This is a genomic window from Wolbachia endosymbiont (group B) of Episyrphus balteatus (assembly GCF_947250575.1).
GTDB lineage: Bacteria > Pseudomonadota > Alphaproteobacteria > Rickettsiales > Anaplasmataceae > Wolbachia.
In genome coordinates this window covers 387,718-409,918 of the sequence record NZ_OX366325.1, presented here as the reverse complement: position 1 = coordinate 409,918, position 22,201 = coordinate 387,718, and the positions used below count along the sequence as shown (strand labels likewise).

Below are 22,201 nucleotides of genomic sequence, written 5' to 3'. Positions count from 1 at the left end.
GTTTTAGTGCATCTGATTTACTAAAGGAATTATATCCTGAGATGTACAGTAATCCTAAGATTGCAAAATATATAGAAGAGGGAGCAAATGGTAATTATGGTGCAGTAAATTTTAAATTTGCCTTTACAGAGGATCTTAATTCAATATCCTGGCTTGGTAATATAGAATGTGAAAAATGTGTCGATGATCAAATAGAGTTAGCGTGTCAAGAAGAAGAGATTAAGAGTTTCTGTTACCCGAACGTTTACCGTAGTAATCCAGAATTCAACAAGAGCTTTTTTTCCAGAGGAGCATGTCCTAATCTCTTTAGAGAGTCCAGTGAAACAAGTGTTGTAAAAGCAAAACAAGTTGCACCATTGATACTTGTTAATACCTTAGGACAAATGATAGATAAAGAGGGTAATAACACTAAAGTATACTATGATGCATTGAAGCGTTATCTAAATGATGATAGTAAAATCAAGGATTGTGGAGATAATCAAAAGTGTAAGGATTATATTCCAATTATGGAGAAAGTTGCATGGAATAGTGATAAGGAAGTACTATTAAAAACTGCTGTTAATAATACGCAAGAAGCAAATCCTTACTATTATGGAAATGAGGATAATTCTACTTCCGTTGAATTTGGTTCTATATAATGCTGAATTTGTCTAATTTTTTCTACACTAGACACAATTTAGTCGTATCTGAACAAATACATAATCTATATAAAGAGGACGTAGGTACCATCTGTCCTTTTAAGGCATTTATGTCAATGATATGCGTAATCCATGATTTTAAACATGATGATCCTCCTAAGTAATACAAAAAAACTCAGAAAAATGTATATAGCTATGATAGAAGTTATCTATACATAAGTACAATATACTTTAACTAGAGATTATAAATTAATGAAGTTGAAAAGTCTGCAGACGAAGATAGATTTCGAGCTCTAGAATATCTTCACTATCAAAATAACAAAGCTGTCAAAATTTGTCAAGTAATTTTTATCGCAACTGTACAAACATTGCACAGGACAAATTTAAAATGCTGTAAAATGGTGTCTGTTCAGACGCATGTGAAACCAGTGCTTCTTTTCATCCCACTTCCATACGGCTAAAACCCTTTTCATAATCTCCTATCTATCATTTCTTAAACCACTCCCCTGAACGGATACAATTAAATACATTTTTAACATTTTTATAGAAAACTATTAGTATAGATTTGTATGCTGCCCTCATGGCTATTTTAAAATGTTTAATACTCCTTTTCATTATTTCTTGTACACATCTACCTAACAAGCAACATTCTGTTAATATAGACAATTATAAGCACGATTATTCGTTGCAACAATATAATACTCCTTTGAAGAATAACGAACCAGCAATACCAGAAATGATACCTTTACCGGTAGAGTTTCCCGATCTTACAACCAGTAATCAGTTTCTTTCGATTAATGTTGATGAAAAAGTACCAGTAAAGGATTTACTGATTGAGATAGGAAAACTTTCTGACGTTAACTTAGACATAGATCCCAAAATATCAGGTAATATTATTTTAAAGCTAAAAGATAAGAACATAAACGAAGTAATTCAGAATATAGCCAACAGCGCCAAATTGCGTTACTCAATGAATAATGGTGTAATTAGAATTGAACAAGATTTGCCATATGCACAAAATTATTACGTAGACTTCATCAATATTCAACACTCTGCGCAAAGGAGTTTTATCATTGGTAACAATATTACCGACAGTGATGGTGATAGAAACTATATGAAATCTCAATATAGTAGTGATTTATGGAATTCATTAGAAGAAGGCTTAAATGCAATAATGGATGTTAACGGAGTAGATGATGGTGAGTTTCTTTCATCCAACAGAGAAGCTGGTGTCATTATTCTAAATGCTAGAAAAGATATTCACAAAGCTGTTGAAGAATATATTAATAAAGTTAAGAAATTGGCGTCTTCTCAAGTAATGATCGAGGCCAAAATAGTTGAAGTTTTATTAGACGATAAATACCTTTCTGGTATCAACTTAAATGATTTGCATAATGAAACCAAATCTATAACAAATCAAGGTAACTCTATTATTGACCTAGCAATTAACTCTAGTGTGAGTGATTTAGGAGATTTAGTAAAAATTTTAAATAAATTTGGCACTTCAACCGTAATTTCAAGCCCTAGAGTACATGCTATAAATAATCAGCAAGCAATGATTTCATTTACTAAAAACCATATCTATTTTACTTCCGATATACAGAAAGATACCGGAAACTCCAATCATGCCTTAATTACCAAGATGAATAGCACTCCAATAGGTGTGGTGTTAATAATCCACCCAAGCATTAACATTGATACTAATGAAATATTCATGGATATACATCCAACCTTATCAAGAATTAACGATTACACTAAAGACCCAAATATAGAATATGTCGCACAGCAGAATAAAATGAAATTAAATAGTGACATTCCAATTATTGAAACCAGAGAAATGCACTCTACGTTAAAAATTAAGAGCGGCGAAGTTATGGTAATTGGTGGGCTTATAGAGCATAGAAAAGATAACCAAAACTTATTGCATCAAAAGTCAAAAAAACTGGCTAAGACAGTAGAAACCGTCATCTTCCTGAAAGCAACAATCGTACCAACACTTGGTTTATTAGATATAAAAGATAGGAATTTATATATATATTAAACGTATCCGTTCAGGCAATGGCATCAACTTAAGGAAAGATGTTGGGGTTGCTATTATGATAAGAAGAGAGTATCAGAATGATAATTAAGACAGCTTAATCACAAATCTGTTGCGGTAAATTTAAGTTACTTTAGTCATATATTAAAGTTTTTAAACAGGTCTTAGTTTACTTACTTTATTGTTTTCTTTATTATCAAATATTGCTTTAAATAATATGGAGGAGCACATTGTCAGCAATTGCCGTTATTGATTTTGGTTCACAGTTTACACAGCTTATTGCAAGACAAATCAGGGAAATGGGCGTTTACTGTGAAATATTTCCAAGCAATATCGATTTCGAAACAGTATCAAAATTCAATGGATTTATTTTTTCTGGAGGACCGCAATCTGTAAATGACAATTGCTCTGAAGTAAGTGAAGTAGCACATAAAATTATAAAACTTAACGAAACAATAAACACTCCTATACTTGGAATATGTTATGGACAGCAACTCATTTGTCATTATTTCGGGGCAAAGGTAAGAAAAGAATTCAATCAGGAATTTGGCAAAACTAAAATCAAGATACTAAAAGAATCCCCAATTATAAAGGATACTTGGAACGTTAATTCCGAAGTCGATGTGCTAATGAACCATGCAGACAGTGTCGAAACTATACCGCAAGGATTTACTGCTATTGCCTCAGGTATAATAAATCAAACAATCGCAATAATTGCCAACGAACAGCGGAAGATTTACTGTACTCAGTTCCATCCTGAAGTTAAGCCTACGACAAATGGTAGTAAACTTCTCTCTAATTTCTTAGATATTGCAAATTGTGAGAGAGATTGGACAATGAAGTCATTCGTTGAAAAACAGAAGGAAAAAATTCAAAACTTAGTAGGGGAGAAAAAAGTAATTGCTGCAGTAAGTGGGGGGGTTGATTCAAGTGTTGCAGCAGTTCTTACACACAAAGCTATAGGAAAACAATTAAACTGTATTTTTATCGATACTGGGTTATTGCGTAAGAGCCAGACCACTGCTATGTTAAAAGAAATTCCAATAAATTACGTTGATAAATCAAACTTGTTTTTAAGTAGGTTAAGGGGAATAACTGATCCGGAAGAAAAGCGAAAAATTATCGGCAATACTTTTATCGAAGTATTTGAAGAAGAGGCAAAAAAAATAGGTGATGTGGATTTTTTAATGCAAGGCACCATTTACTCTGATGTAGTTGAATCAGGGCACGCTTCAGGAAACACTAGTACAATTAAATCTCATCACAATGTTGGTGGGTTGCCAGAAAAAATGAATCTGAAACTAGTAGAACCTTTACGCTATCTCTTTAAAGATGAAGTAAGGCTGCTTGGCAAAGAAATTGGGCTTTCAGATGAGATAATATTTCAACATCCATTTCCTGGGCCTGGACTTGCAGTGAGGATCATAGGTGAGGTTGATGAAGAAAAGGTACGAATATTGCAAGAAGTAGATGAAATATATATCAACACAATGAAAAATTATGATCTGTATGATAAAATATGGCAGGCTTTTGCTGTACTGTTACCAGTAAAAACTGTGGGAGTTATGGGAGATAATCGTACATACGGATATGTTTGCGCTTTAAGGGCTGTGACTTCATCTGATGGCATGACAGCTGATGCATTTCCATTTGAAAATAAAGATCAACATTCGTTAGTATTTTGGAGGTTTTTGCAAGACGTCAGTAGTATAATTGTTAACAAAGTTTCCGGAGTAAATCGAGTTGTGTATGATTTAACTTCCAAGCCACCAGCAACTATTGAGTGGGAGTAGCAATAATTTCATTCCAGTTTCAGCTACTCGAATCACACCAAAGAGGCTGCTTGCATAACTCAAATTTTAAGGAAAACTATTTAATGTCATTCCAGCGCGTGACGCTGGTTCCTGGATCCCATTACTGGGATGACAACGAAGTTGAATGACACCACAGAGGCTACTTGAATCTAATTTACTATTCACAATCCCAGTTATTAGCTTGTTTTAATTGACTTTTTATCATAATCATGTAATAATTAAACATATAGTTTGATATTGAAGGTAAAATCATGACAGGAGAATGTGAATCACTGGAAACAGTACTGAGGACGATTGAGGCTAAGAAAGATTTAAATAAATATAATATAATTCAGAAAATACAAGAAGAACTAAAGGAACAGAATCAAGATCTATATCAAAAGTGGGAGAAAGGTAATTTTGATGTAAATCATGTATTTTATACTTTCCGATACGAAAAGTGGACGTTATTAATTCTAGCTGCTGATAATGGTTACAAAAAGACAGTAGGGTTTTTAATCGGAGCAGGAGCAGATGTTAATGAGAACAGTGGAATTGGGGAAACTGCTTTGCACTATGCTGCTTTGTTTGATAGAAAAGAGATAGTAGAGGTTTTACTCAAAGAAGGAGCAAAAGTTAATGCAGTAAATAAAGATGGAGAGACTCCTTTAGATTGTGCTAAGAGTCAAGACGTAGTAAAAGCTCTATTAGACGCAGGAGGAGGCTCTTTTGTAAAAGCGCGTAATAAAGCAAAGATTGCCGGTGGAGTAACTGGATTATTAGGCACTGCTATAGCAGTGGCACTTTTTACAACTGGAATAATTGCAGCTCAGTTGATACCTATCGTTATAGCAGTGGTTGCAGTTACAGCAGCAGCACTGGTAGTTGGTTGTGCTACATATGCATTGTTAAAGCCTAGTACTAAAGTTGGTGAAGCAGAAGAACCATCTGCCGTTTTAACAACAAATGAACAGCAAGGAGCTGCTTGACAGTAGAGCGTGTGACGCACAGCTGTATGAACATTATCTGTAGGATGCCAGTGTCTGGGCACTGGCATCCAGTTAAGTTGGTAAGCATAAAAGTAATGTAAAAATACAATGTTTTTGATGATGGAAAAATGGATCCCAGTGTCAAGCATTGGGATGACACCGAAGCTGAATGACACCTTCCTGCTAGAAAATGTTCGCACAGTTGTACATCACGCACTGATTGGATTTTTGCTTCGTGTAAAATAGTTTCAAGGCTGTATTTTCTTTATTTTGCTTATAGCTTCCACAAGCAATGCAAACATAAATGAAGAATACAAACATGCTTTTGGTAGTTCTATGTGAAGCCCTTCAAGTGTTAGATATACACCGACGAGTAAAATAAATAGAATGGCAATTACTTTTAAGCTTGGGTTGGATTTTATTACCTGAGCGGTATAACTTGATGAAAATAGCATCGCTAGTATGGAAAATGTAAATGCTATGGCAATGATTATCATATTGTGAGTTAATGCTATGGCAGTTAATATCGAATCAACCGAAAAAACTAAATCTATTAATATAATTTGTAGCACAACTAAAAAAAATTGTGATTTAACATTTGCCTTTGTTTTATTCTCCTTATGTACAAAAATGTCGCTCCATAACTCCATAGAGCTTTTAACAATAAGGAATAACCCTCCTGCAATCATAAGTAAATCCTTTACTGAGATATCCAGAGATACAGTGTGAAATATAGGCTTTTGCATTGATAATATATATGATGTAAAAAATAGTATTACAAAACGCATCAATAGCGCCAAGCCAAAACCTATAAGGCGGGCTCTTTCTCTCAGCAGATTTGGCACCTTATCTATTGCTAGAGAAATAAAGATTAAATTGTCTATACCAAGTATAGTTTCAAGTAGCGTAAGTATCAATAAAGTCCAAGCATCAGCTAGCATTTTCATTCCAAAGTCAGATTTTGTACTTTACAATAGATGTGTAAAAATTAAGTAACTTCGCCTAGGTAATTAAAAAATCAGCCTTACCCGAAAAAGGAAGAGAAAAAAGGTCATTTTTATAATAAAAGTACTTTTGTAAGAAGAATAATAAAATTAAAAATCTAACTCTCTTTACGAAAATTTTAAATAGATTATAAAATAGTTGTACCATGAAAGTATATGCCTTCTTTGTAGACTAAGATTTTTCTTTAAATTAAGATAGATACATAGTAAAAGGAATTTATGACAAAAGAATCATTAGCAAAAACTGATATAGTGAAAGTTGAAGATCAGAAAGCACCAAAGAGCTTTTTTAAGATACTAGGTGAAGTAGCAAACGCTGTAAGATCATGGGTTGGCAATATTAACCCTGATTTAAGTAGTAGTCGCGATGTCGATAGTTTAGTCTTGAAGATGAACGAATGCTTAAACCCAAAGGGGGGTGAAGTCTCAGCACGTAAGAACACCGTATCTCTTGGTAATTTGTACTTGAGTTTATCAGAGGCAGGTCAAATAAAATTTTTACAAACCCTGGCAGAAAAATTCAATCCGGATAAAACGAAAATAGATGAAGAAATAAAAGTATATAAGAAAAATCAAGATTCTGAGTCGAGCTATAAGTTTGAACAAGACTTAATAAAAGTCCTTGAATCACCACGCTCTAAAATATTGAAGCAGTTTATCTCCTTACCAGAAGGTCTTAAGTTTATTGTTGATATGCGTTCTGATGTGCTTAAGCTAAAGAACCAATATGAAAATCTAAACCCACTAGAAAATGAATTAAAAAATATACTCTGTACTTTGGTTGATGTTGATCTACTTGATCTTCATCAAATCACCTGGGATTCACCTGCATCATTGTTGGAAAAACTTATAAAATATGAAGCTGTACATAAAATTTCTTCTTGGGGTGATCTAAAAAATAGGCTAGATTCTGATCGTCTCTGTTTTGCTTTCTTTCATTACAAAATACCAAACGAACCTCTAATTTTTGTAGAGGTTGCATTGATGAATGAGATTTCAGATAGTATTCAACACCTTTTGGATGAGTCAGTGCCCTCAAGTGACCCAAGCAGTGCAAGTACTGCTATATTCTATTCAATATCAAACACTCAAACTGGTTTATCTGGAATTAGCCTCGGTAACTTTTTAATAAAGAGAGTCGTAGAAAAACTATCGCAAGAATTTAAAAGCGTAAAAGTGTATGCAACTCTTTCTCCAGTTCCTGGATTTACAAAATGGCTAAAAAATCAAGACGTAGCTTTATTAGGTAAGCTTAATATAAAACAATCAGGTACAGAAATTTTAGAAAGCATAAAAACTAACATTGAATGCGAAAAACAGTCCCTACTGAAACTTTGTGCACATTATTTGCTAAAGGTTAAAAGCAGTGGTGGGGGTGCTTATGATCCAGTAGCACACTTTCATTTAAGCAATGGTGCATCAATCAAACAAATCAACTGGATGGCTGATACTTCTGAAAAAGGCATTAGTCAGTCAGCCGGAATAATGGTGAATTATCTGTATGAGCTGCCTAAAATAGATAACAATCATGAGAATTATATGATTAATAAAGCGATTTCTCATTCAAAAAAAGTGTCAGCTATGTTAAAGGAATAATAGGAAGTGCGCAAGCATATAGAAAGTGCTAACATTCCCTAATGTTTATGTATATAATATTGAATAGTTTTATGAGGTAAAATGTATGGTTTTGGAAAAGCTTCAAGATATCATAAAAGAACTAGATGAGTCAATACAGAGCAAGTCGATAGTAAAGTCGCCTGTATCTGATAATTTAGTTAATGATATTAAAGAAAGCCTGGAGCTAATTAAAAAACATCCTGATCAAGAGAAAAACATAAAAGAAAAGCTTATAGGAGCAGGTTTTATTGTTCAACACGAGTGTTGGGATAGCTTTAAACACTCTTTAGCTAATAATGAGCCTTTAAGTGACAAGTATGATGTTGTAGTAGCTTATGAAAATTTAAGTATAATAGTAGAAGCTTTAAAGTTGCTTAATAGTGTTAACCGGAGTGAAGAAGAACTTAATCAAATTACATCACTTCAGAAAAAAATGAAAGAAGAGTTAGAAAAAATGCAACAACAAAGTGCAGAAAGGCAAAAAGAATTAGAAAAGAAAATTGAAGAAAAGTTTAGCGAGTACATAGAAAGCGGCACTATTGATGCGGTATCAATTACAAAGCATGGGGATAAAAATCTTCTTTATGCAACAATTAAGCTAAAAGAAGACAATAAAAGCACAGATATTAAAATAAGCGAATTTTTAAATAGTGAATTTTGTAAAGAAAACAATATTGCCGGTTTTCTTCTTTCAAGTGGAGATCAAAAAGAACCTATCAGTGGCTACATACATGAGGGGGTTAGATATTATAATTTAGGTACTGCAGCTCAATATGGAATAAAGTTTAACTGGTATGTAGACGGAAAAGAATTTAGCATTACATTAGGTGCTAACAGTGATGGTAGTATTAGAATAATAAGTGATAGACCAACTGATGCGGATTTAGAAAAAAATAAAGATGTAAGAATTAAAGTTGGTAATGATTACCTAAGCCTTGCTGATGCAGTAAAAACATGCAAGCAGGAAAAGAATGAGGCAAGTAGCAAACTGAGTCAACCATCAACTACTGAATACTTCCGACCAGTACAGACGCCAGCTTAATGTTTTCAGCAAAAAGGAAGATAAGTAATTGCTCTTGTAATACTTAAAATGTAAAATAGATCTACTTAAATAAGTAGATCTATGAACAATATAAGAAATTTTGCAATAATAGCACATATAGATCATGGGAAGTCAACTCTTGCTGATCGTTTGATAGAAGAATGTAACGGTCTTGAGACAAGGGAAATGACCAATCAGGTACTTGACTCAATGGATATAGAGCGTGAACGCGGAATCACAATCAAAGCACAAACGGTAAGACTCAATTACACTGCAAATAATGGTAATAAATATTGCCTCAACCTCATGGACACACCAGGTCATGTTGACTTTTCATATGAAGTCAGCCGAAGCTTAGCCGCATGTGAAGGCTCACTTTTGGTAGTAGATAGCAGCCAAGGAGTTGAAGCTCAGACCCTGGCAAATGTCTACAAGGCAATTGACAATAATCATGAGATAATAGTTGTGCTTAATAAAGTCGATCTTCCTGCTGCAGATCCAGAAAGGATAAAGCTTCAGATTGAAGAGGTAATCGGAATTGATGCAACTGAGTCAATTTTGATATCGGCAAAAACTGGTCTTGGGATAAAGGATGTACTTGAAGCTATAGTGACAAAACTTCCCGCTCCTCAAGGTGATACAAATGCTCCACTGCAAGCAATTTTAGTTGATAGTTGGTATGATCCTTACCTAGGAGTAGTAATTTTAGTGCGAGTTAAAAATGGAGTACTAAAAAAAGGCATGAGAATCGTTATGATGTCTAATAATGCTACATATCAGGTCGATAATATCGGTATTTTCACTCCTAAAAAAGTTATGACTGGTGAACTTTCAGCAGGTGAAGTTGGTTTTATAACTGCTTCAATGAAAGAAGTAGCTGACTGCAAAGTAGGAGACACTATTACTGAAGAGAAAAGGCCGTGCAACAAGGCATTACCTGGCTTTAAAGAAGTACATCCTGTAGTATTTTGCAGTATTTTTCCCAATAACACAGATGATTTTAAATATTTAAGGGAAGCACTAGAAAAATTACATTTAAATGATGCTAGTTTTACATTTGATGCTGAAACGTCAAATGCCCTAGGTTATGGATTTCGTTGCGGTTTCTTAGGAATGCTACATCTTGAAGTCATTCAAGAAAGACTCGAAAGAGAATTTGATTTAGATCTAACAGCAACTGCACCGAGTGTTATATATAAAGTTGCAACACAAAATGGTAAAGTTTTAAATATCCATAACCCAAGCGATATGCCAGACCCTACAAAAATTGAAATAGTGGAAGAACCGTGGATCACTGCAACTATAATGGTACCTGATCAATATTTAGGAGAGATTCTATCTCTGTGTGAAGAAAGGAGAGGAGAACAGCAGGATTTATCTTATGTTGGTAATACGACAACAGCACTACTGAAGTATAAATTACCGCTGTCTGAGGTTGTTTTTGATTTTTACGATAGACTAAAATCAATTTCCAAGGGATATGCAAGTTTAGATTGGGAAATATCCGATTATCAGGAAAGTCAGATAGATAAATTAAGTTTTTTAGTTAATGGAGAACCTGTGGATGCGTTAGCCTGCATTGTTCATAAAAGCAGGGCAGAAAAAAGAGGCCGTGAAATATGTGCACGTTTGAAAGACTTGATACCACGCCAGCAATATAAAATCGCGATTCAAGCGGCAGTAGGCGGAAAAATTATTGCTAGAGAAACGATTAACCCGTATAGAAAAGATGTAACAGCCAAGCTCTATGGTGGAGACGTCACACGAAGGATGAAGCTGCTTGAAAAGCAGAAGAAAGGTAAGAAAAGATTGCATTCTGTAGGAAACATAAACATCCCACAAAATGCTTTTATTGAGGCTTTGAAAATAAATGATTAATATATATCCAAAAACATAAATTTAAAGAACTAAGTGATATTTTCTCAATAAATTTACTGACATTGATATGGGTAAATTTGAAATAGCTATGTGAATTTGTAAAACACTATATAAGATACCATACAACGAAATCATCCCAGTGTTAAACGCTGGGATGACAGAGAGCAGCTCAATTGCTCCACTCAATCAGTAAAAATCAGATATATGTAGACATTGGCTAAAACCATTCCAACAACATTTTAGTGAAACTTAACAAGCTTATCTATAGTTTTAGTGATGATTCTTGGAGTATTTGGAGAGACTTCTGAGCCCAGTCTATTTAACCGCTCTATAGCAAACCCGCTGTTCTCATTTATTATGAAATCACATAAAATATTTTCTATATCTTTAATAACACTTTCATGCTTTCTCAGAGGATGGTTATTCGGATATCTATGAATGGTTTTGATGCTAGAATACTCAACGAAAGCTTGATCTTTAAAAGCAAGTTGTCTCAATTTCTCTTTGAATTTTTCTTCTTCATCTCTTGCTAAAAGGCAAGACTTTATCAGTGATTTTATAATCGAGTTTATAGCCTGATGTATTTCAGAATGCACTATAACTTTGATGATATTTTCTTCCACTATGCAATCATAAGTGCTTTTTTCGCTCTTTAATGACTCTATAAGCATTTTGCTATTTTGCGAATTCAATTCCAGATTCTCTTCACTTATAGGAGTCATTATAAAGGTATTCTTATTTACCCTGATGTAAAATTGTGGCAACCCTTTAGAACAGGCAAATGCTACATCCTTAGACTCAAGTGCGTGATTGTATGAAGAAGAAAGGGTGCTTGCTATAACGCTACTTGGTACTTTCATTCCATGATTACTTAGGTGATTTAACACATTCTCAACATCATGATATGTAAAACCTGTATCTTTTATCAATTCAACAACTTCTATGCAATTGTGTTGTTTATACTCTATTGTCACTTCTTCTGTAAAAAGAGTTTTAGCTGCTATATGCTTATCAAGCACTGTGAAAATCTTGATGAAACTCTCTAAATCTTGTTTGTTAATTAATTCAATACTAATTAAGTTTTTGCTAACAATTATAATATTTTTTATCATTTTTTCCCACTAAAAAAACTCACTAGATGAATTGTATTTTTAATTCATTAAAAATTGTTTAAAGTGGGTATGCCAGCAACAGTAAGACAAAAAAATCACATAAAATCTTCATTATGTATTATATTACATCCCTCGTGTTCATCACTGCCGCTTGTGTAAGCTGTTGCATTAATGCTATCTTCATTGTTATTTAACATATTATCCAACTTTCCTTCTTTTTCAAGATCCATCAATTTGTCACATCCAGCAATATGATGTACATAATCACCATTTTCATCAGTAATAAAAATTTGTGGAACTGTCCTGACGTTATATTTTGATTTTATACCGTCAAACAAATCCGAGTTTCTAAGTACATCAATTTCTTCGTATTTCACACCTTTTTCATCCAATAACTCTTTTGCTTTCTTGCAGAATGGGCAGTACTTCTTCACATATATTACAACTTTTCCTTTAGTGTTTTTCACGATTTATCTCCATAGTTTATAAAATACAACTATTATATATAAAAAATATATATAAAATATCAAATTGTATGAAAATTATTTACAACTGTGAGCAAGGGATAAAAGATAATGTGGCACTAACTTTCGGAAATTTCGATGGCGTTCATTTAGGACATAAGTTTGCAATTTCCAATCTAAAGAAGGTAGCACAAGAAAGAGGATTACCCTCTGCAGTTTTAACTTTTGAGCCTCACCCATCAACTGTTTTATTTAGTAGGAACAATTTTAGGTTAATAGATCAAGAACAAAAAAAGGAACTAATCAGCAGCTATGGTATAGATTACTTGTATATTATTAATTTTAGTAGAGGTTTTTCTGAGGTTAGCTGCGATGACTTTATTGGTAAGATTTTGGTAAAGAAGTATGGTGCTAAACATATAACTGTTGGAGAAAGTTGTACTTTTGGTCACAAACGATTGGGTAACATATTAACTCTAGAAAAATATTCTCAGATGTATGAATATTCTTTAACTAAATTAGAGCCATTGATAATCGATAGAAAAATTTGCTCTTCTTCCTCAATCAGGGAGTGTTTACAAAAAGGAGAAATAGAAATTGCTAATAAATTGCTTGGTAGGTCTTATCAAGTTTCTGGTATTGTAACAAAAGGTGCATGTAGAGGTAGAGAAATAGGGTTTCCAACCATAAACATTCCGATAGAAGATTACATGATAAAACCTAAGTTTGGTACATATTACGCCAAAGTTGCATTTTCTGAAAATAGTTCAAGTTGGCTATATGGAGTAGTCAACATTGGTATGAGACCTACATTTAAGGACTTAAAAAAACCTATAGTAGAAATGCATATATTTGACTTCAACGAAAATGTATACAATTTTAAGGTTGATATACAACTTTTAAAATTTATTAGGGCAGAAAAAAAATTCCATAGTATTAACGAGTTAACAAAACAGATAGATCGTGATATAATGAAGGCTTACCAGTTAAAGATAAATTTATGAAAAGGATATGTTTAGTTATTATATTGATTATAGTATCATTCGATCAAACAAGTAAATTGTATATAAACTCTTTGATTGATGAGGGGGAGTCAATCGAGATTACTAGTTTTATGAAATTAGTTGAAGTTTGGAATTCAGGAATTAGCTTTGGAATGTGTAGTACTCTGCCGCATGGCAGCTTCTTTTTTTCAGCATGTTCAATATTAATAATTGGTATACTTGCATACTTGATATATAAATCTAATGATAAGTCAATTTACCTTAGTTTTTCTCTGATGATTGGTGGAGCGATCGGAAATGTAATTGATAGAATCTATTGGGGAGCTGTATATGACTTCATATATTTTCATATCAATGATTGGTATTGGCCAGCCTTTAATTTAGCAGATCTATCTATAGTTTGTGGAATGTGTACATTGTTATATAAGTGGTATATATATGATAGGTCTATCTCTAAGCAAAATGAGGAATGAAATAATGCTTCGCAAATTCTTTAGTTTTTTTATACTATCTGTGTTTTTTTTCATTTGTCCGATTTCTTTGGAAGCTGAAATCATAAAGCATGCTAAGCTCAGTAACGGATTGGATGTTTATGTAGTACCTAATCACCGAATTCCAGCTGTTTTTCATGCAATAATATATAAAGTTGGGGGAATGGATGACCCAATTGGCAAAGCAGGCTTGGCTCACTACTTTGAACACTTAATGTTTGAAACTACAGGAAAATTTAAAGACATAGAATCCACTTTGGGCAGCATTGGGGCCCAATTTAATGCTTTTACCACTAAAGAATACACCTGCTACTACGAATTAGTTCTCAAAAAAGATTTACCACTAGCAATGGAAATTGAAGCAGATAGAATGGGCAATTTTGATGTTACTCAAGACAAAATAGATAGAGAAAAAAATATCGTATTAGAAGAAAGAAAGATGAGATTTGATAATAATCCTGAAGCTTTACTATGGGAGGAAATGAACAGTGCATTTTATCGTAATGGCTATGGTAGGTCTGTTATTGGTTGGGAGAGCGATATTAAAACTTACAATCAAGATGACATAACAAGGTTTCATGATAACTATTATCATCCAGGTAATGCTATACTGCTCGTTGTTGGTGATGTAGAATTTGAAGAAGTAGCGGGATTAGCAAAGGAAAAATATGGTGCAATTAAAGCTGAGCCTGTAGTTAAGCATTATCCGAACCAAGATTCAATACATAATGCAGATATATCGGTAATTTTAGAAAGCACTGAAGTAAAAGAGCCAGTTTTATACTTTCGCTATAGTGTTCCTTTATTTGAGCAAATAAGTGAAACTTTTCCTGTTGATTTGGCAGTTGATGTTTTGGGGAATGGCAAGTCTAGTAAGCTATATAAAGATTTAGTTCTAGATAAGAATGTAGCAGTAGAAGTGTTTGCTTATTATAATAGCTTAGCTTTTAGTAATGGTTACATTGAGATTCGGGTAACTCCAAAAAGCGGGGTGAATTTGGATGCTGTTGCAAGAGAGTTAGAAAATTCTATTAATCACTTTAACTCTGAAGGAATAACAAGTGAAGAGTTGCAAAGTACAAAGTCTAAATACAAAGCAGCACAGCTTGATAATCTATCTGATTTAACTAATATAGCAATGTTTTATATACCACGTCTAGCACTAGGTATTCCACTTGATGAAATAGACATTTCATATAGCAAAATTAATGATGTCAATCTAGAGGATGTAAATAATAAAGTTCACGCTATCTTTTCTACTAATAAATTAGTTGGTCGTTTGCTACCAAAAGGAGGTAATAATGAAGATAAGTAAATATGTATTTCTATTTTTTTTCTGTCTAGGCTTTAATTTGCAAGCAAGCAGTCACTTAAATATAGAGGAGGTTACTACTAATAAAGGATTTAAGTTTTTATTTGTTGAAAACCATGATCTACCAAAAGTTTCACTTAATATATCATTCAAAGATGCAGGTTGTGTGTATGAAAGTGCAGAAAAGCAGGGGCTTGCTTGGTTTACTTCTCTTGTAATTCAAGAAGGAGCAGGAAAAAATGATGCCAAAGATTTTGCGAAAAAGCTTGAGGATAAAGGAATTAGTTTAAATTTTACTGCTGGTTTAGAAGCATTTAGGGTTTCATTAAACACTTTATCTGAGAATCTAGAGGATGCAATTTCACTACTGAGTGATGCTATAATGCGCCCTAAAGTTGATCCTGAGGGGTTAAATAGAGTATTCGAAAAAGTCAAAGTAAACTTTAATAATTTTGAAAAAGACCCTTATTTTATTGCTGCAAAAGAGTTAGATACATTGTTGTTCAAAAAACATCCTTACTCAAGAGATCCATATGGAACTCTAGACACTATAATGAACATTACTAGAGACGATGTTTTAACATACATAAAGCGTAGTTTTACTAAGGATAATATCGTTATTAGTATTGTTGGTTGTGCAACAAAAGAAGAAGTTAGTACGCTGCTCGATAAATATTTATCTAAGTTACCATCAAAAAGATCGAAAGTTAGGAAGGTATCTGTAAAAAATGAATTTGGGCCTGCAGAAAGTAAGAGCGTTTTTATGGATATACCACAGAGTGTAATACTTTTTGCTCAAAAAGGCATAGCATATGAAGACCCTAATTACTATAATGCTAGTGTTTTGATTAATGCGCTTGGTGGTATGAGTCTAAACTCAATACTGATGAAAGAGTTGAGACAAAATCTAGGTATTACTTATGGTGTTAGTGCAAGTAATGTTACCAATAAACATGGAAATGTTATACTTGGGTTTATGAGCACAGATAGCTCTACTGCTAGCAGAGCTATCTCAGCAGTAAAAGATACATTTAGCAGAATAAAAAAGGAAGGAATTGACGAACAATTATTCAAGGATGCAAAAACCAGTTTAGTAAATAACCTTATCTTCTCTTTTCTATCCAATAATGCGAATACAGCAACGTTACTGGATAGTATGCAGATAGATGATCGTGATATTAACCATATAAATAATTATGCAAATATCATTAATGATGTTCAATTGGAAAAAGTAAACAAGCTGGCAAGTTCTTTACTGAATCCTGAAAATTTATTTTTTGTTGAAGTTGGAAGAAACGCTCAAGGTCAATAGTTAATACCTTCTGCTATTGATCTTACTGCTTTTACATAACACTTATGCTCTTCAGCTAGAATGCGCTCTGAGAGACTGTGAACATCATCATTTGGTAACACTGGAACAGTAGCTTGAGCGATTATGGCTCCAGCATCAATTTCAGGAGTAACATAATGCACAGTACATCCTGTAATTTTTACACCCGCTTTCAGAGCTTGCTCCTGAGCATTTAGGCCCTTAAATGACGGAAGTAAAGAGGGATGAATATTTATAACTTTGTTATGCCATTTATTCAGGAAATTGGCCTTTATAATTCTCATAAACCCTGCAAGGCAAATTAAATCAACCTTATGTTGAACAAGTATTTCATGAATTTTATCAGTATCAAGTGGCTTATCTTCAACAACAAACGCTGAAACTCCTGCTTGCTTTGCTATTTTAAGGCCTCCAGCTTCACTATTATTTGTGATAACACACACAGTTTCAGCAGGGAAATTCTGATCTTGACATGCTTCTATTAAAGCCTGCATGTTTGATCCTCTACCTGAAATTAGTATTCCGAGTTTTATCTTTTTCATTTTAGTGCAGCCGTAAGAATGGATATTAATAAAATAGCTCAAAAGGAAAGTTTATTTTAGAATAAATACTATTGTGTAGCAATATTTTACACTGCTGGATAACATGGAATTAAAGAAATCATTCAGTTTGAAGTAACTTTAACATTTAATTTTAGGAATATTATACAATTTATGGTAAATAAATGCATATTTTTATGGCTGCGTTATTATTTATTTAACAAAGTATTAGTATAATTTACTACACTGAATTAAATGGAGAAAATTCAATGAATAAATTACCAAGCAATGCAAAAACAAGCAAGTCTCAGGTTACTCAGTGGGAGGTAATAAAAAATTGTGAATATTCTGATAATTGTTTATCAAAAGTAGTAACTTTATACGTCATTAAAATGGCAGAATTATCAGATATTTATACGAGTAATGAACCTGAAATTAATACTATACTTACAAGAATAAGCATAACAAGTGAAAATGCATTTTTAAATAAGGTTGTTGATATTGAAATTATGGAGGGCATTTTTCCGTACAAATTCAACAGCAAGAAGAAAAATAACATATCAAGGCTAGAAGATTTGTACAATTATTTATGTTCTACTGTTATTGATAGCCTTCCAAAAGAAATGCTTGAAAGCCTAAGAAGAGAATACAGAGACGCTGTTAACTTATTTAAAGCAATTACTTAACTAGGTGTAGCATTTTTAAGACTTTACCTTCTATTTCAGAAATGCCACTTTCAAGATCTTTATCTATCAAACATATGGTAGATAAATATGTTTTCTGCTTCTTTTCAACATTGATAGTTAAAGTTCCAGGAGTAATCGTAACCGAGTTAGCAAATAATGCAATGGTCTTATCATTATGTCCTATGCATTCTCTTACAATAACAATTGGCTCAACTGTAGATTTGAATCGTAGCACCTTTTTTGTTACATAAATACTTGAAAAAATAATTTGGTAAATTAGCCAAGGTATATAACTTATAAGCTGATAAAGTGACAGCCTACCACTATCATTTAGAATTTGACTAAGGGCACTTTCAGCATCAATTAACCTTTTAAAGATAATCAATGTGAACACAGAAGAAAATACTCCACAGAGAATAAAAAAAGGCTCAAAATAACCAGACAATGTAATCCATAGAGAAGACAAAATCACAAATGATAGAGAAAAAAACTTAATATTTTGCCTGACTTTCATGATTTGGAGTATAACTTAAATGATTTTTTAGGAAAATAAAAAGTTCTTGATTTTTGTGTCAAAGAACATAATAACCAAGTTATTTTAATAAGTAGTGGAGATTATGACGCTTGATGATTTTCTAAAAATGCTTGAAGAAATAAATGATACTTCAGGTTTAAGCAAGAACAACATAGTTGAACGAATAAAAATAAAATTAGAAAGAATTGATTTACGGAGGTGGGAAGATAGTGGATTTAATATCAATCATATATTCACTACACATAGTGATCTAGATCCTGTAGAAACTACATTGTTGCATTTTGCTGCTAAGAGTGGCTATGAGAACATAGTAATAGCTCTAATTGAATATGGAGCATATGTTGATGCATGGGACAGCGATGGATGCACTCCTTTACATTTTGCTGCTGAATGGAACCACAAAGGCATATTAGATATTTTAATTGAAAGTGGAGCAAATGTTAATGCGTGGGACAATGATGTATGTACACCTTTACATCTTGCTGCCGAAGGTGGGAATGAAAGTGTAGTAAGAGCTCTAATTGCATGTGGAGCAGATGTTAACGCGCAGAACAATGATGGACACACTCCTCTACATTTTGCTACTAAGAGTGGCTATGAGAACATAGTAATAGCTCTAATTGAACACGGAGCATATGTCGATGCGTGGGATAATTATAGAAGCACTCCCTTGCATTTTGCTGCTGAAAGTGATAATGAAAACATAGTAAGAACTCTGATTGAACATGGAGCATGTGTTAATGTGTGGGATAGTTGTGGACGCACTCCTTTGCATTTTGCTAGCGATCATGAAAGTATAAGAGATATTTTAATTGAAAGTGGGGCATATGTTAGTAAACAGAACAATAATAGATATGCTCCTTTACACTTTGCTATTGAATGGGGCTGCAAAGATGTGATAAGTTCTTTGTCAGGTAATGCTAGTCCTAGGGCTGAAATGGCAGTAGGAAGAGTGGAACAAATTACACTTGCAGGAAGATTGGAGCTTTTTTAACCAAACTTGCATTTACTGAGATAATTGTTTTGTTATGAATTAAACCAAAAGTTCTGTAATATATTGAAGCTTAAAGATATCTTTAGATATGGAAGTTATTGCAGAAAATAGAAAAGCAAGGTTTGAATACTTTATCTTAGAAGAATTTGAAGCAGGTATGATCCTCTTAAGTAGTGAAGTGAAATCACTAAGGGAAAGAAAAGCAAACATTTCTGATGCTTACGTTACTGAAAAAAAAGGTGAAATATGGCTAAACAATATGCATATCGCAGAGTATAAAGCTGCAAACCAAAAGAATCACAAGCCAAAAAGAGAACGAAAATTGCTTTTGCATAAAAAAGAGATAAATAAGCTAATTGGTCAAATCAAAACCTCTGGAATAACTGTTGTGCCACTTTCTATCTATTTTAATGATAAAGGGTTGGCAAAAACTAAAATTGCTATTGTTAAAGGAAAAAAACTCTACGATAAGAGAGCAACTATAAAACAGAGAGAGTGGGACCGTGAGAAAAGTAGATTGTCTAAGAATAATTTGTAGTAAAATATGTCTTTAAGTCCAGTTATTTTTAGCATCGGTCCTGTTTCTATATATTGGTACTCTTTAGCATATGTTTTGGGTATAGTTTTTGCATATTGGTATTTACATAAGCTAGACAATCAAAAAATATTTACTAAGAATTTTTACGATTCGTTATTAACAGCCGTTATTATAGGCATTATCCTTGGAGGTAGGCTTGGGTACGTATTGATATATGATCCAGTTCTCTATATAAGCAATCCTATCGAAATACTAAAGACCTGGGAAGGAGGTATGTCATTTCATGGCGGTGCTATAGGAGTTTTGCTTGCAGTAATAATCTCCTGTAGAAGACATAACATTCCTATATTTTACACACTGGATCTAATTTCTTGTGGAGTTCCGATAGGTTTACTTCTAGGCCGCATAGGTAATTTTATAAATGGAGAGTTATTTGGCAGGGTTACAAATATGCCGTGGGGTATGGTATTTCCAGAAAATGGTGATAATTTATTGCGCCATCCAAGCCAACTTTATGAGGCATTTTTTGAAGGAGCGCTACTTTTTGTAGTTGCAAATTCACTGTTTTTCTTGACTAGAGTGAAACTGTATTACGGTGCAACAACTGGTATTGCAGTTATGTGGTATGGAATAGCACGTTTTGTGGTTGAATTTTTCCGCGAGCCAGACTATCAAATTGGCTATTTATGGTTCAATTTAACTATGGGACAATTTCTTTCTATACCTATGATTTTGCTGGGAATGCTTATATATTTAGGTGCGTTGAGCTTAAGATTTAATACGAAATCTGTTCAATAGAGAAAAGGTAAGTTTAATCGAAAAATATAGTGGAAGTTTATTTATTCCATACTATGTACAATTATGTGAATTTTTTGTCTTGCAGAGAATAAATGTAAGACCAGCAAACCTTCGTTGTATAGCTATAAGAAAAACTTAGTAGCTACTGACCAAATTCATTACTAAGTAGATATTCATTTTCCACCAGAATATTCCTGATTGAGAAGCTGCTTTATTAAAACATATTTTTAAATTTTTGCCAAAAACCTGGTTGATTATCATTAACCTTTGTGAAGGCTATGTTTAAACTGTATCTCAGATCATTTGGCATATCATATCTAATATTCAGTATTGAAACTTCGTTTTTATTATGAACAGAAACATCGTCATATGATAACTTTGTCGTGTAGCACTTTATATGCTTTTGCTTATCATATACTATATCACCTGATTCCCCTTCTAGTTCTACAAATTTAGTTTTTTTCTGACATTCTTTTATTTTTATTAGATCCTTGTCTAGTGATATTGAAACCGGTAGTGTATTACCAGCATACTCTTTAGCTAAAAGCTCACTTTGAGGATACATTTTTATTTCCCTTCCAAAATGTGAGTCTATAAAATTATTGCTCCAAAATTTGTCTCCAGAATGTACATATTCGTCAGTAGCATACGGTACACCACCATAATTGCATTGAACTTTGTAATCTCCAACACCATTATTTTGAAAAAAATCATGAATGGCAGCGTAACTATCAGCAGCATCATTTATGTAATCCATTACCTACCCCTTAAAACCTTTTAATTTATTATATCACAAGAAATTAAATCTATCAATAAAAAGACTTTTTTTGATATCAAGTATCTAGGGAGCATATTGATAGGATTGTGACATTCGTATTTCCCAGTTCTTCACATACTGCTGGACTAATTCAGGATAATTTTCAATAATTAATAAATTTTCAGCGTTTCCCTTTTCAGCTGTCTTACTGAGGTTAAACGATCCTGTGATGACTTTTTGATTATCAACAATTATTACCTTATTATGAGCAATTTTTGGCTTATTATCGATCCAAATCGGTATTCCATTTGAAAACAATTCGCTTATGACACTATATTTTGAATGGAGTTGTGATTTATCTAAGACGACTTTAACATCAACACCACGCTCTTTGGCGTTAATCAAAGATTTTGCAACTGTTCCAAGAGTAAATGTATATTCTTGAACTAAGATAGATTCTTTAGATTGGTCTATCTCGCTGATTATCGGTACAGCACAGTCTTCTTCAGGTGAGAAGCAAACTGTTGCTTTTGGGCAAGGCGAGAATGTAGGACCCACATAGTAATACAGAGAAAAACATGCCGACAAAAATAAAAGATATAAAAGCCTCACAAACCACACCTAAATACACGGCGGTAGTCT

Annotated in this window: 22 protein-coding genes; 15 read left to right on the top strand and 7 right to left on the bottom strand. The window is 33.2% G+C overall.

Annotation, left to right across the window (positions count from 1 at the left end; translation table 11 throughout):
* Positions 1 to 41: 41 nt before the first annotated feature.
* The 4 genes from OOL05_RS01985 (at position 42) to OOL05_RS01970 (ending at position 5,458) form a co-directional block, all read left to right on the top strand.
* Complete coding sequence (locus OOL05_RS01985; RefSeq protein WP_241653902.1) at positions 42 to 638, top strand: hypothetical protein; 597 nt, start codon at positions 42 to 44, stop codon at positions 636 to 638.
* A 565-nt stretch (positions 639 to 1,203) separates the two neighbouring features.
* On the top strand, positions 1,204 to 2,679 hold the full coding sequence (locus OOL05_RS01980; RefSeq protein ID WP_264730616.1) for a type II secretion system protein GspD: 1,476 nt from the start codon (positions 1,204 to 1,206) through the stop codon (positions 2,677 to 2,679).
* 227 nt (positions 2,680 to 2,906) lie between these two features.
* Entirely contained in the window at positions 2,907 to 4,469 is a 1,563-nt protein-coding gene (guaA, locus tag OOL05_RS01975; RefSeq protein ID WP_264375878.1) for a glutamine-hydrolyzing GMP synthase, read from the top strand.
* Between the two features lie 272 nt (positions 4,470 to 4,741).
* Complete coding sequence (locus OOL05_RS01970; RefSeq protein ID WP_264730613.1) at positions 4,742 to 5,458, top strand: ankyrin repeat domain-containing protein; 717 nt, start codon at positions 4,742 to 4,744, stop codon at positions 5,456 to 5,458.
* A 248-nt stretch (positions 5,459 to 5,706) separates the two neighbouring features.
* Here the strand turns inward: OOL05_RS01970 and OOL05_RS01965 are convergent, their stop codons facing one another.
* Entirely contained in the window at positions 5,707 to 6,399 is a 693-nt protein-coding gene (locus OOL05_RS01965) for a TerC family protein (protein ID WP_029237607.1), read from the bottom strand.
* A 282-nt stretch (positions 6,400 to 6,681) separates the two neighbouring features.
* On the opposite strand from OOL05_RS01965, the gene OOL05_RS01960 reads away from it, so the two are divergent.
* From OOL05_RS01960 to lepA, 3 genes are all read left to right on the top strand, one after another.
* Positions 6,682 to 8,058: a malonyl-CoA decarboxylase gene (locus OOL05_RS01960; RefSeq protein WP_264375880.1), complete on the top strand. Its 1,377-nt coding sequence runs from the start codon at positions 6,682 to 6,684 to the stop codon at positions 8,056 to 8,058.
* Positions 8,059 to 8,143: 85 nt separating this feature from the next.
* Entirely contained in the window at positions 8,144 to 9,121 is a 978-nt protein-coding gene (locus OOL05_RS01955) for a hypothetical protein (RefSeq protein ID WP_264375881.1), read from the top strand.
* An 81-nt stretch (positions 9,122 to 9,202) separates the two neighbouring features.
* Positions 9,203 to 10,999, top strand: a complete 1,797-nt coding sequence (gene lepA, locus OOL05_RS01950) for a translation elongation factor 4 (RefSeq protein WP_264375882.1) — start codon at positions 9,203 to 9,205, stop codon at positions 10,997 to 10,999.
* 239 nt (positions 11,000 to 11,238) lie between these two features.
* On the opposite strand, the gene OOL05_RS01945 is transcribed toward lepA, so the two are convergent.
* Positions 11,239 to 12,111 carry a hypothetical protein gene (locus OOL05_RS01945; protein WP_007301937.1) on the bottom strand — a complete coding sequence of 291 codons (873 nt, stop codon included), beginning with the start codon at positions 12,109 to 12,111 and terminating at the stop codon, positions 11,239 to 11,241.
* Positions 12,112 to 12,206: 95 nt separating this feature from the next.
* On the bottom strand, positions 12,207 to 12,578 hold the full coding sequence (locus OOL05_RS01940) for a glutaredoxin (RefSeq protein ID WP_006015443.1): 372 nt from the start codon (positions 12,576 to 12,578) through the stop codon (positions 12,207 to 12,209).
* 68 nt (positions 12,579 to 12,646) lie between these two features.
* Here OOL05_RS01940 and ribF point away from each other — a divergent pair, with 68 nt between their 5' ends.
* From ribF to OOL05_RS01920, 4 genes are read left to right on the top strand one after another with little or no spacing between them, the layout of a single operon-like run.
* Complete coding sequence (gene ribF, locus OOL05_RS01935) at positions 12,647 to 13,579, top strand: riboflavin biosynthesis protein RibF (protein ID WP_264375688.1); 933 nt, start codon at positions 12,647 to 12,649, stop codon at positions 13,577 to 13,579.
* Positions 13,576 to 14,052, top strand: coding sequence for a signal peptidase II (gene lspA, locus OOL05_RS01930; RefSeq protein ID WP_007301940.1), 477 nt, complete (start codon positions 13,576 to 13,578; stop codon positions 14,050 to 14,052). Before ribF ends, lspA begins: the two co-directional genes overlap by 4 nt.
* A 4-nt stretch (positions 14,053 to 14,056) precedes the next feature.
* Entirely contained in the window at positions 14,057 to 15,385 is a 1,329-nt protein-coding gene (locus OOL05_RS01925; RefSeq protein WP_064085260.1) for a M16 family metallopeptidase, read from the top strand.
* The gene (locus OOL05_RS01920; RefSeq protein ID WP_264730609.1) at positions 15,372 to 16,694 is read left to right on the top strand and encodes a M16 family metallopeptidase; all 1,323 of its coding nucleotides are present in this window, start codon (positions 15,372 to 15,374) and stop codon (positions 16,692 to 16,694) included. The genes OOL05_RS01925 and OOL05_RS01920 overlap by 14 nt, the downstream gene beginning before the upstream one ends.
* On the opposite strand, the gene purN is transcribed toward OOL05_RS01920, so the two are convergent.
* The gene (purN, locus tag OOL05_RS01915) at positions 16,688 to 17,254 is read right to left on the bottom strand and encodes a phosphoribosylglycinamide formyltransferase (protein ID WP_010402201.1); all 567 of its coding nucleotides are present in this window, start codon (positions 17,252 to 17,254) and stop codon (positions 16,688 to 16,690) included. The genes OOL05_RS01920 and purN overlap by 7 nt on opposite strands.
* Positions 17,255 to 17,520: 266 nt before the next feature.
* Here purN and OOL05_RS01910 point away from each other — a divergent pair, with 266 nt between their 5' ends.
* Positions 17,521 to 17,937, top strand: a complete 417-nt coding sequence (locus OOL05_RS01910) for a hypothetical protein (protein ID WP_007301944.1) — start codon at positions 17,521 to 17,523, stop codon at positions 17,935 to 17,937.
* Here the strand turns inward: OOL05_RS01910 and OOL05_RS01905 are convergent.
* Complete coding sequence (locus OOL05_RS01905; protein ID WP_006015458.1) at positions 17,930 to 18,451, bottom strand: Na+/H+ antiporter subunit E; 522 nt, start codon at positions 18,449 to 18,451, stop codon at positions 17,930 to 17,932. The genes OOL05_RS01910 and OOL05_RS01905 overlap by 8 nt on opposite strands.
* Positions 18,452 to 18,554: 103 nt before the next feature.
* Between OOL05_RS01905 and OOL05_RS01900 the strand changes: the two genes are divergently transcribed.
* The 3 genes from OOL05_RS01900 (at position 18,555) to lgt (ending at position 20,802) form a co-directional block, all read left to right on the top strand.
* Positions 18,555 to 19,466 (top strand): ankyrin repeat domain-containing protein, encoded by a 912-nt coding sequence (locus OOL05_RS01900; RefSeq protein ID WP_007301945.1) that lies wholly within the window; start codon positions 18,555 to 18,557, stop codon positions 19,464 to 19,466.
* 88 nt (positions 19,467 to 19,554) lie between these two features.
* The gene (gene smpB / locus OOL05_RS01895; RefSeq protein WP_015587785.1) at positions 19,555 to 20,004 is read left to right on the top strand and encodes an SsrA-binding protein SmpB; all 450 of its coding nucleotides are present in this window, start codon (positions 19,555 to 19,557) and stop codon (positions 20,002 to 20,004) included.
* Between the two features lie 6 nt (positions 20,005 to 20,010).
* A complete protein-coding gene (gene lgt / locus OOL05_RS01890; RefSeq protein ID WP_010402205.1) occupies positions 20,011 to 20,802 on the top strand; it encodes a prolipoprotein diacylglyceryl transferase in 792 nt (263 codons plus the stop codon).
* A gap of 214 nt (positions 20,803 to 21,016) precedes the next feature.
* Here lgt and OOL05_RS01885 read toward each other — a convergent pair whose 3' ends face one another.
* Positions 21,017 to 21,559, bottom strand: coding sequence for a hypothetical protein (locus OOL05_RS01885; RefSeq protein WP_064085547.1), 543 nt, complete (start codon positions 21,557 to 21,559; stop codon positions 21,017 to 21,019).
* Positions 21,560 to 21,643: 84 nt separating this feature from the next.
* Positions 21,644 to 22,171, bottom strand: coding sequence for a phospholipase D family nuclease (locus OOL05_RS01880; protein WP_007301949.1), 528 nt, complete (start codon positions 22,169 to 22,171; stop codon positions 21,644 to 21,646).
* Positions 22,172 to 22,201: the final 30 nt, after the last annotated feature.

Bases quoted from the DNA above. Each gene is read 5' to 3' on its own strand.
- OOL05_RS01985 (WP_241653902.1), top strand. From the start codon at position 42: ATGTACAGTAATCCTAAGATTGCAAAATATATAGAAGAGGGAGCAAAT.
- OOL05_RS01970 (WP_264730613.1), top strand. From the start codon at position 4,742: ATGACAGGAGAATGTGAATCACTGGAAACAGTACTGAGGACGATTGAG.
- OOL05_RS01965 (WP_029237607.1), bottom strand. From the start codon at position 6,399: ATGCTAGCTGATGCTTGGACTTTATTGATACTTACGCTACTTGAAACT.
- OOL05_RS01960 (WP_264375880.1), top strand. From the start codon at position 6,682: ATGACAAAAGAATCATTAGCAAAAACTGATATAGTGAAAGTTGAAGAT.
- OOL05_RS01955 (WP_264375881.1), top strand. From the start codon at position 8,144: ATGGTTTTGGAAAAGCTTCAAGATATCATAAAAGAACTAGATGAGTCA.
- lepA (WP_264375882.1), top strand. From the start codon at position 9,203: ATGAACAATATAAGAAATTTTGCAATAATAGCACATATAGATCATGGG.
- OOL05_RS01945 (WP_007301937.1), bottom strand. From the start codon at position 12,111: ATGATAAAAAATATTATAATTGTTAGCAAAAACTTAATTAGTATTGAA.
- ribF (WP_264375688.1), top strand. From the start codon at position 12,647: ATGAAAATTATTTACAACTGTGAGCAAGGGATAAAAGATAATGTGGCA.
- lspA (WP_007301940.1), top strand. From the start codon at position 13,576: ATGAAAAGGATATGTTTAGTTATTATATTGATTATAGTATCATTCGAT.
- OOL05_RS01925 (WP_064085260.1), top strand. From the start codon at position 14,057: ATGCTTCGCAAATTCTTTAGTTTTTTTATACTATCTGTGTTTTTTTTC.
- OOL05_RS01920 (WP_264730609.1), top strand. From the start codon at position 15,372: ATGAAGATAAGTAAATATGTATTTCTATTTTTTTTCTGTCTAGGCTTT.
- purN (WP_010402201.1), bottom strand. From the start codon at position 17,254: ATGAAAAAGATAAAACTCGGAATACTAATTTCAGGTAGAGGATCAAAC.
- OOL05_RS01910 (WP_007301944.1), top strand. From the start codon at position 17,521: ATGAATAAATTACCAAGCAATGCAAAAACAAGCAAGTCTCAGGTTACT.
- OOL05_RS01905 (WP_006015458.1), bottom strand. From the start codon at position 18,451: ATGAAAGTCAGGCAAAATATTAAGTTTTTTTCTCTATCATTTGTGATT.
- OOL05_RS01900 (WP_007301945.1), top strand. From the start codon at position 18,555: ATGACGCTTGATGATTTTCTAAAAATGCTTGAAGAAATAAATGATACT.
- smpB (WP_015587785.1), top strand. From the start codon at position 19,555: ATGGAAGTTATTGCAGAAAATAGAAAAGCAAGGTTTGAATACTTTATC.
- lgt (WP_010402205.1), top strand. From the start codon at position 20,011: ATGTCTTTAAGTCCAGTTATTTTTAGCATCGGTCCTGTTTCTATATAT.
- OOL05_RS01885 (WP_064085547.1), bottom strand. From the start codon at position 21,559: ATGGATTACATAAATGATGCTGCTGATAGTTACGCTGCCATTCATGAT.